Source organism: Streptomyces sp. NPDC047841, from assembly GCF_040704085.1.
In the GTDB taxonomy this organism is placed as follows: Bacteria; Actinomycetota; Actinomycetes; order Streptomycetales; family Streptomycetaceae; genus Streptomyces; species Streptomyces argyrophylli.
The window spans coordinates 92,789-101,829 of record NZ_JBEYRP010000025.1; the positions used below are offsets into that span (position 1 = coordinate 92,789).

The following is a 9,041-nucleotide window of genomic DNA, read 5'->3' on the forward strand; positions in this document are numbered from 1 at the left end:
CACGTTCGCCCTTTCGCCGAGCACGTTCGGCGTGCCGAGCGCGTCGGCGATCCGGTCGGCTACCGCGCCACCAGGAGACGGGCCACGCCTGCACTCGCAGGGCGCCCATCCCCGATCTCGGCTGGTCGGAGGGCTGCGGCGCGTGCGAGATGACAGAAAATTCGAACAAGCGATCTAATGCAGGTATGGACGTGACCGACTTTCCCGACGACCTGGTGCGGACGCAAGCCGCCTGGAACGCCACCTACGACGCGCTCGCCGCACCCCACCCCCGCGACACCACCACCCTGCGCCGCCGCCTGCTGCTCCTGTCCGTACGGCTGTGGTGGCACCCCTACTGGGAGACCGCCCCCTCGGTGCCAGCGGCGCGCTGCGAACTGCGCCAGCTGGCCCGCGCCCAGGGCGCCGTCCAGGCCGCGTGACCGGGTGCCTCGGTCGACCAGGAGCACGGGGTTGCGACAAGGGTTGCCCCTGGCTGTTGCGCTGGAGGTTGCGCCTGCTGTTGCGCGACCCGACGGACCACCTTCGCGTTCGCGCAGGGCACCACGCGATTTCGCTGTGATCGGAGCGCTGACATCCGCGTTGCGGCCGTTCTGCCCATGTGCCCTGGGTGGGGTGAAGGAGTAAGGGACGTGCGGGATGGGCTGTACGGCCGCGACTGCGGCCGGGGATCGGGGCGCGCTCGGTCCGGTTGCGCGGCGGCCGGGCCCGCCGCGCCGCACCCGCCGAAGGCCGGCGGCCGGGCGGGGACGTCGCCGGCACTCCGGTGCTGTCGTGCGGGCGCTGAGCCCCACCAACTGGGTGAGGCGGGAGGCTCCGCCAGATGGAGGTACTGCTGTGATCGTGCGCTTCGCGGGCGTCCCGTCGCCGGGCGCGAGCTGGAGGCAACCGACGCCCCTCGGGCCGGAGGCGATCGAACACGTCGACCACGAGAAGCGGCTGTGGTGCCGGGTCGATCCGCCGACTGGCGTGGGAGCGCTTGGCGCCGGTGGCGTCGTGTCCGCGGACACCAACGGTGTATTGGTATCTGTTGGGTTGAACTGCACGTCGGCATGACGCCTTGAGCGAGCCCCGTGTCAATACCGGGCTGCTGCCCTTTCGTTCAAGTCATTCCTCACGCCGGGTCCCGGGGGAGCGGGAATGGAACTTGCGCTAGGGCAGGCTGAATTAGCGATGGCTCATTATCACCGTTGTTACGCCTTGCGCAGTGTGCAACCGTGATCACGACCAAGTCGCCCATCAGGCCCATGGGGGAGATCATGCACAAACGTCGCGTCATTGCGTCCTTCGGTGTGGCCGTAGGAATCGTGCTCGGCACTCTGATCGGAGCGGCCACTGAAGCGTCTGCAGAATCGGCCCCCCAGAGCACCGCACACCCGGCGGCCTGCAGCCGCATCACTTCGCGGGCCGGGGATACCTTCTCCCAGTATGCGGCGAGGTTTGGAATCAACGTCTACAAGCTGCTCTACGACAACAGTGGCTGGTTCCACGGCGGCCCGGACGACCTCATTCAGCCAGGCAATCTTGTTTACATCTGCCCCTGAGCAGATGTTGTGCTGGCCACCTGGCCCGGCAACCGGTAGAGGGTCGCGCCGGCTAAGGGCCGACGGGTCGTCCCTTCACCACGACCGTGCCGTCCGTGGCGACCCCGGCCGCGAACTCTCCGGGGCGGCTCGATCCGGTGAGCCCGCCGATCACGCTCTCGGACGCTCCCGCGGCGGGCTGAGCACGAAGGTCCACCTGGTCGCGGACGGCGGGGCACGGCCTCTAGCCTTCACCGTCACCGCAGGTCAGGCTGGTGACGCACCCGCCTTCGAGACCGTGATGTCCCGCATCCGCCTGCCCCGCACCGGCCCCGGAAGACCACGAACCCGGCCCCTCACCGTGCTGGCCGACCGGGCCTACTCCTCCCGCGCCATCCGAAGCCACCTCCGGCGCCGGGGAATCCGGGCGGTGATCCCGCAGCCGTCCGACCAGATCGGCCACCGCCTGCGGCGCGGGCGACAAGGCGGCCGTCCATCCGGCTTCGACACCGACGCCTACAAGCAGCGGAACACCGTCGAGCGGTGCATCAACCGCCTCAAGCAGTGGCGCGGCCTGGCCACACGAACCGACAAACTCGCCTTCGCCTACCAGGCCGCACTCCACCTCGTCGGCATCCTCATCCGGACCCGACGCTGGCCAAAGAGACAGAACCTAGTCGGAGAGGCGCATAGGATCAACGGATGAGCCCGTCAAAGAGACCCGCTCTGGTCGGGGTGTTTCTCCTTCCCGGCGATGCTGATCAGTGAGCAGCTCCGCCATCAGGCCGCCGACCTTGGCACCCCTCGGCGCAGACGTCGCCGTCCTGGGCCTCCGTGCGTACCTTCGGATCCGGCCGCATCGTGTGGCCGGAGCTGACGGGCCCCCTCGGCTGCACGTGGCATCAGTGCCCAGCATCGGAGTGGTCCATCCGAGCCAGGTAGAGCGTCAGTCACACCCAGGGAGGCGTCCCGCGCTGCATCCGCCAGCACATCGCCGACCACGGGCGGACCCGACGACGCAGCGGATGGGGCGGCAGCCGGCGTGCGCAGCAGGGCGTCGGCGAAAGTGAGGACGCGTCGTGTCGGCGGAGCCGCCTGTTTCGACAGCCGGGGCTACCAGGCCGGCATCACGGCGCTCACGCGCTTTCCGCGTGAGCGACAACTCCTCGTATCAGAGCCGCGTCTGAACCGCTTTCATGCGGCAGCCACGCGACCAATGGTGATCCACATGGTGAATGCGAACAGAAAGTCACCACGCTCGGCAGAGTGACGGACCGAGGTGAGGAATCGCTTCGTCAGCTCCGGCTGGACGCAGATCCGTAGCGCCTCGTCATCGAAGAAGGGCACAACGGCGGCTGCGTCCTCAGGCACCGTGAATCGAAGCGTCACTGGAAGCGTGGTGGTCGCCCTGATGCCTGCCTTCACCATGCGTGCGCGGGCGGTGCGGCCGGCTGCAGGGTGCGGAAACGGGAATTGCCCCGCGACATCGGACATGTGGTCGAAGCCGTCCCAGACGTAGGACGTCCAGTCGGTGTCGATCACACACACGCGGCCTCCAGGCCGGGTCACCCGGATCAGTTCCTGGATCGCACCATCGGGATCGGGCAAGTGCTGCAGCACCCGCTCGCACCGTACTCCGTCGAAGTGACCGCCGGGGAAGTCAAGAGCCGTGATGTCACCGACCGAGTAGTCGACCGAGGTGCCGTCATGCCTGGATTCGGCGACTGAAACTGCCAGGGCGGATTGGTCGACGGCGGCCACAGAGCCCTCGGCGCCTACCCGCGCTGCCAGCTGGCGGGCCACCTCCCCCGCACCACACCCGACGTCGAGCAGTCGCTCACCCGGTGCGGGCGCGAACATCTCATTGGCCGCGGACCGCATACGCTGCATCTCGGGATGAGCCGCCGCAGCATCCAGATAGCGGATAACGCGGCGCTGTGCTTCGTCTGCAGCACCGTCCAGGTGCGCAAACGGATTGCTGGGTATCTGCGGTGCCTCACTGCTGCTGTGGGAACCAGCAGTCTGGGCAAGAGGGGACGGCGAGTTCATAGTGGCTTCCTACGCGGGAGGGAGGAACAGTTGATCAGCATAATACTTGCACAGTGAAGTAACTGGGATATTCGCCCGGCACTGTCACGTTGGCCGGCTGGGGGGGATGACATCCGGGACAGATCACGTTGGAGGATCGTCCTGGACGTTGCCCCGACGCCCAGCCCCTCGATAGCCGGACAGATCCTCACCGCGACACCATGGAGCAACTGCTGACCGCCAACGACGGCGGGGACGGCCCGCGGGTGCTGGAGCGGGCGTCCGGAACCGACGAGGTGGATCGCAGCTCGGCGCCTGCACCGCGCTCTGCGCCATCGTCCGCTGCGGTCCCGGGCGACGGCGTTCACATCCGGACGTCCCTCCGGACGTCCCGCCGGCGGCCGGAGGCGTGCGTGGGTGGCGTGCGGGGCCCCGAGCCGCTCCGGGGCGGGAGGGACCGGGGGTCGCCGGGTTCGGACGTCACGGCGGCGAACGCTTCTTTCCTATGGTCGGGAATCACCGTCGGCAATCGGCACACCGGCCTCCTGGCCCGACAGCAGACGGGCCGCGGCCGCAGCCGTCGGCTCGTTGGCCCCATGAGGCTACGGCGATGTTCGGCCGCCGCCGCATTACTCCGCGTGCCATGACACCCTCACATCAGGACGTCCGGACCCCGCTCCCGGCGGAGGCGCGTCCACCGGCGCGGCGCGTGCGGGACCGGACGGACGGGAGCGGAGTCATACATGCCCTTCAAGGCGAAGGCTGTCAGCCCTGGGCGCTACGACGCTGTACACCTGCGACACACAGCCGGCATGACCGCCCGAAACGCGCACCCACCGCTCTCCGTGAGTGGGTGCGACGCTGGTGCGGGCGACCAGAGGACAGTTCTGGTCCGTGGTCGAGGCACCTCACCCCATGCCTCGGTGCCCTTCCGCGAGTCGACAAAGTAGCCCCCGGACCAGCGGATCTGGCCGTCCTCGATGGAGAGCAAGGGCACCATCTCAAGAGCGCCCGAAGTCAGGCAGAAGTGTCAGGCGACGTCGAGGGGCGTTGCAGCCGAGCCACCTGAGCCGGCGCAGCTGCCGCGACCACGACCACGGCCTCGATCAGCACGCGGCGACGCGCCGAAGGACCAGGATTGCGCACGAGGTCATCGTGACATGGCTCCTCTTGAGTCGAACGCGAAGGCCGTGTCGCAGGGTGCCGATGAGGTGCTCGGGGTCGGTGAAGGAGGTGTTGGCCCGGCTGCTGCGCCGCAGCCAGGGCCCAGAGGCCATCGACGGGGGCCAATTACATAGCCCTTTTACACAGCCCTTGATCTAAGTAGCTACCGCGCGGAGGATCGCAAGTTTCCGTACGGCTGGCCCCGACGCACCGAGTACCTCGCTGAGTTCAGGACCCCTGCCTGCAAGGCTGTCCAAAACTGTCTCCATGGGGCCACTGATGTCCGGCGTGCCAGCAGCTGCCCGGACGCATATGTTGTCCCCTTCATGCCTGACACTGTATGCCCCGTCCGGTGATCCGTTCAATCCCAGAGTTACGTGGATGTAATCACCCTCCCATGCAGGCGGAGCGGCTGCCACCAGGAGGGTGTACATGGCCATTAGACGTGTTTCATCGTCTTTCATCTCCACCTTCAAGCCCAACGGGAGGCAGATATCTCGCTCGTGCATCCACGCGTCCCAGAGAGTATGAACTGAATTGACGGACCAATGCAACTTGCGGCGCAATGGGCCGGGAACAAGATCGGCGACCTTTGGACTCAATCGACCCTCGAGTAGGCGGTTTTCTTCGTCAAGAATCTCCCTCAGCTGAAGCAAGGTATCATGGGGAGTTTCCCCTTCGGATCGTGTCAACCAGGCAGACGGTGACGTCTTTGGATCGAACGTCCCCGCCGAATCAGTGAACGGGAAGGCACTTCCCCGCAACCTGGCCACGTGGATCTTCGCTGCGTCACGCACATGTCGAACTACTTGATGTATCGACCAGTCTGAGCAACGCGACGGCATGCCCCAGCTTGAAGTCGAAATATCTTGCAAGAGCTCAAAAAACGCATGGCGTCGCCTCTTGAAGATACGGTGTACGATCTCCACTCCGTCGCTGAACCCGTGTTGCTCTGACAATTCTCGAGGTGAATCTTGGGTAGTCATCCACATACTCCTGTGCTCGGCCGAGGTCGATAGGCAGGATAATTCGGCCGCCGGGACCCCACACGTGCGTCCGCGGCCGCAGTAGTTCGCCTCGCCGTAGGCTCGAAAACCAGGCTTTTGATAGGCCCAGGGCCGACGGCTACACGAACGCATCACGCGAAGGCGCCTCGATTTTACGTCGCGACAATTCAGGGGGAAGGGCACCACTCTTCGGTCGGAAGAGGAAGAGGTGACGCTTGCACACCTGGGGTTTCGAAGAGGTCCCCCTGGCGCTTACTGTTGCATCGCCCCTCCGGCCACCTAAGAAATTGCTCCGTAACCCATGTGTGAGGTGATGCGTTCGCTGGGCGTGCGTGGGGTGTGACCTCAGCTGCGATGTGAAGTAGATCCAACGTTTCACCGCGGCTGACTGACGAGCAGATGCCAGGCTGGCGGCTTGGGTACGGCGCCTGGAGGTAGTGTGCAGAGCGGCCGGCTCCGGCGGCTGGCTCTGGTGGACCTGGTGTGGCTGGCGGCGGCGTACTGGCGCACGAATCTCAGGCCCAGGCGGTCCGCGGCCGTGGCGAGGGCCTGGCCGATGGCTTGGGCTCATGCAGCGTTGGGGTGCAGAGGTGCGGCCGGACGGCTGGGGATCAGGCCTTCGATGCAGCGGTCGTCAGGTGCGGCGCAGATGTCATGTCCGATGCCTGGCCGGCAGGTGTCGACGAAGGCCGCACCTTCATGTTCGGCGGCCTGTCGCAGCGTGGTGTTGAGGTGGTTGATCGCGGCTTGCATATAGGTGGCGTTCTGCTTCAAGGAGAGCTGACGCAAGTGGCAGCGGCCGGTGCGTAGGTACTTGCCGTACCCGACGACGAAGACCTGGGCGCGCAGTGCCCGCCGGGCGATCTCGTTCAGGAGGGTGGTGACGGTGGGTGTCCAGGGATCGATGCGCGCCGCGACGGTATCGGTGCCGCCGGAGGTCTTCTTTTCCGCGTGGTTCATCAGTCAGTCGTTGCCCATCACGGGACGTCTTCCTTCCGCGAGTCGTTACGTGCCGGGCATGGCGGACCGTCGTCCGGCTATGCCTCCCACGGCCCTGCATCCGCTGTGTAGGTCGCCCGTTGAACCCTGTCTGGCGGTGAGTGTAGGACGCGGGAACAGCCGAGACGGGTAGCCGGATGTGCCACAACTACCTCACTTCAGGACATCGGGCGGGCTGCCATTTACTGCGTAGACGGCTGCCGTGACGCCCCGGGCGGGCAGTCGTATTCCCCCATGTCTAGATCCGCGGGTCTCACGTCCGCTCAGCCTGCGATTGCTGCCTTGTGCATCACCGCATCGCGCGTACGGCACCATCCGTCACTTCGCGGGTGCTCCGCTCTCCATGACATCGCCGAGGCGCCCGGTCGGATCGCTTCCCCTTGCTGAGTTGACGGCGTTCCTGCACGAGTGAGCGGACCTGGATTCCCTACCTCGTCAGGTTTCTGCAGGCGGCCCGGTCTATGTGAGCGCAAGCGATTCGAACAGGACCGAAGCGGCAGGGTCGCCCTCACCGGGGCCGCAACGCGCCGGGTGCACCACACCGAGCAGGTCGCGCAGGACCGCTGCGCTGGCGCCTGTGGCCCCGGTTGGCCACCGCTCTGGTGGCCCCGTTGTCTTCTTCGCGGTCCTGCATGAGGGCCGCTGGCCTTCGGGTCCGGCATGACTGTTGCCAGGAGCCGCCTTCATCGCCGACGTGACTCTCCAGCCGCACCCCGGCCGGTCCTTCAGCGCAGTCCTGCGCGGCCAGCACCCCCAGCGTAAAAACCACAACCGCTCGTTCAGCCGCCTGTACGCGCTGTCCGCCGTGTTCCTCGCGGTCGCCACCACCAGCTACATCCGGCACGACTCGCAGATGTGGACCAGCCTGTACGGGGCGCTGACCGTACTCACCGGGATCGAGGCGTGTGCCTGGCACGCCGGCCGCAGCACGCCCCCGGACGCCAAGAACGCACACGCAGACAACGGGGACGGCAACAGCGAGGGTGCCAAGCCTGAATCCCGCCCACCCGCCTGACCAGCCCCCCCGACGGGCCGCCCCGAGCACGCGGCGGCCCGTCAGGCGCTCCGGCGCCTCGCCCCCACCGCCGCCCCCCTGACCTGGCCGCATCCGCCACAACGGTCGGCCAAGCGGTCCCGCGCACCGCGCCGTGGCCCTGCGCCCGCAGGCGGGCCGTCCGCACACTCCCACCCCCCACCCCCAACCGGGCTCGGGCGTCCGGGGGGTGTGGCGCTGACCGTGCCCTGCCGCATTCTGCGTTCAGCCGGAGCGCCCCGCACGAAACCCGACCCCGTTCATGCGCCGTGTGCGCCCGGTAAGCAGCCGGGAGCGCCCGCCACGAACCCGCTCTCGTGCGCCGTGAGCGACCGGCACCGGCCGGGCTGCCATCCACCGCCCGGCCGGCCGATTCCCTTCCCGCCACAGCCACCACTTGGAGAGTTCTCATGCTTCATCTCACCCCTGCTGTTGCCAGGTTTTTGCAGGCCATCGCCGACCGGCCGGACGACGCGTACATCGAGCGTGCGGGCCGCGGAAAGCTCCGCGTGTCCGGTACGGATGTCGTCGTCACCCGGGCGAGCCCGGAGACGCTGCAGGTCAACGACCTGGTGACCGGGACCAACCCGGAGCACGCCACCCTGGCCGGCCGCCAGTGGCTTCCCGCGCAGGACCGGACCACGCCACTTCACAGCGGCCTGCGCGATGTGCTCACCTCCGGGCAGGCCGCCGTGCGCGGCGCAGAGCAGCGTGCCACCCCGCAGTCCGTGCACGCGGTGTACGAGTCCCTGTGCCAACTGCCGCTGCTCGACATGGACGATCAGGCCTACGCGATCGTGCAAGGCGCCGTACGCCTGGCCACCACGGCCAAGGACGCCGAAACGTGGTCGCTGCTCCTGAAGGTCGAGGACACCGTGTCCGCGTGGCTGCACCAGCCGGACGCCTCACTCGCTGCCGACGACGCACTCATGGCCGTGGCCCGGCCCGGCGTGCACTGCTCCTCCCAGCATGAACTGTCAGTAACACTGGAGCGGGCCGCCTGGCTTCGCGCCTACCGGACCGGTGTGAAAGCCCCGCGCGTCACCGCGAGCGCCAGCAACGGCAACACAAGCAACACAGAACTCGGCAAGGCGACGGTGGCGTTCCCAGACGCCGTGCGCCGCGCGATCCCGTACGCCGCCCTGTACGGGGCGCGGCGCGCTGGTGGAGATCGCCCGCACCTACTACTTGTTACTGAGGTTGAACTCCTGGTGTCGTAGGTGCTGACGGGTCGACGCCTGTGCGGTATCACCGGTGCATGCGGTATCCACAAGGGGGCGGGCTGAC

At 67.3% G+C, this 9,041-nt stretch carries 7 protein-coding genes and 1 pseudogene; 5 read left to right on the forward strand and 3 right to left on the reverse strand.

Translation table 11 applies throughout. From position 1 onward, the window contains the following. Positions 1-185: 185 nt before the first annotated feature. From AB0947_RS33630 to AB0947_RS33640, 3 genes and pseudogenes are all read left to right on the forward strand, one after another. Positions 186-422, forward strand: coding sequence for a hypothetical protein (locus AB0947_RS33630; protein ID WP_366754151.1), 237 nt, complete (start codon positions 186-188; stop codon positions 420-422). 795 nt (positions 423-1,217) lie between these two features. Next, positions 1,218-1,544 carry a hypothetical protein gene (locus AB0947_RS33635; RefSeq protein ID WP_366754152.1) on the forward strand — a complete coding sequence of 109 codons (327 nt, stop codon included), beginning with the start codon at positions 1,218-1,220 and terminating at the stop codon, positions 1,542-1,544. A 154-nt stretch (positions 1,545-1,698) separates the two neighbouring features. After that, a pseudogene (locus AB0947_RS33640) lies at positions 1,699-2,229 on the forward strand (IS5 family transposase); the annotation flags it as partial. Between the two features lie 488 nt (positions 2,230-2,717). On the opposite strand, the gene AB0947_RS33645 reads toward AB0947_RS33640, so the two are convergent. From AB0947_RS33645 to AB0947_RS33655, 3 genes are all read right to left on the reverse strand, one after another. Next, positions 2,718-3,572, reverse strand: a complete 855-nt coding sequence (locus tag AB0947_RS33645; protein ID WP_366754153.1) for a methyltransferase domain-containing protein — start codon at positions 3,570-3,572, stop codon at positions 2,718-2,720. A 1,298-nt stretch (positions 3,573-4,870) separates the two neighbouring features. After that, positions 4,871-5,854, reverse strand: coding sequence for a maleylpyruvate isomerase N-terminal domain-containing protein (locus tag AB0947_RS33650; protein WP_366754164.1), 984 nt, complete (start codon positions 5,852-5,854; stop codon positions 4,871-4,873). 435 nt (positions 5,855-6,289) lie between these two features. After that, on the reverse strand, positions 6,290-6,682 hold the full coding sequence (locus AB0947_RS33655; protein WP_366754154.1) for a hypothetical protein: 393 nt from the start codon (positions 6,680-6,682) through the stop codon (positions 6,290-6,292). 733 nt (positions 6,683-7,415) lie between these two features. Here AB0947_RS33655 and AB0947_RS33660 point away from each other — a divergent pair. Together AB0947_RS33660 and AB0947_RS33665 are read left to right on the forward strand one after the other, a co-directional pair. Beyond that, complete coding sequence (locus AB0947_RS33660) at positions 7,416-7,736, forward strand: hypothetical protein (RefSeq protein WP_366754155.1); 321 nt, start codon at positions 7,416-7,418, stop codon at positions 7,734-7,736. A 428-nt stretch (positions 7,737-8,164) separates the two neighbouring features. Further along, positions 8,165-8,974 (forward strand): hypothetical protein, encoded by an 810-nt coding sequence (locus tag AB0947_RS33665; protein WP_366754156.1) that lies wholly within the window; start codon positions 8,165-8,167, stop codon positions 8,972-8,974. Positions 8,975-9,041: the final 67 nt, after the last annotated feature.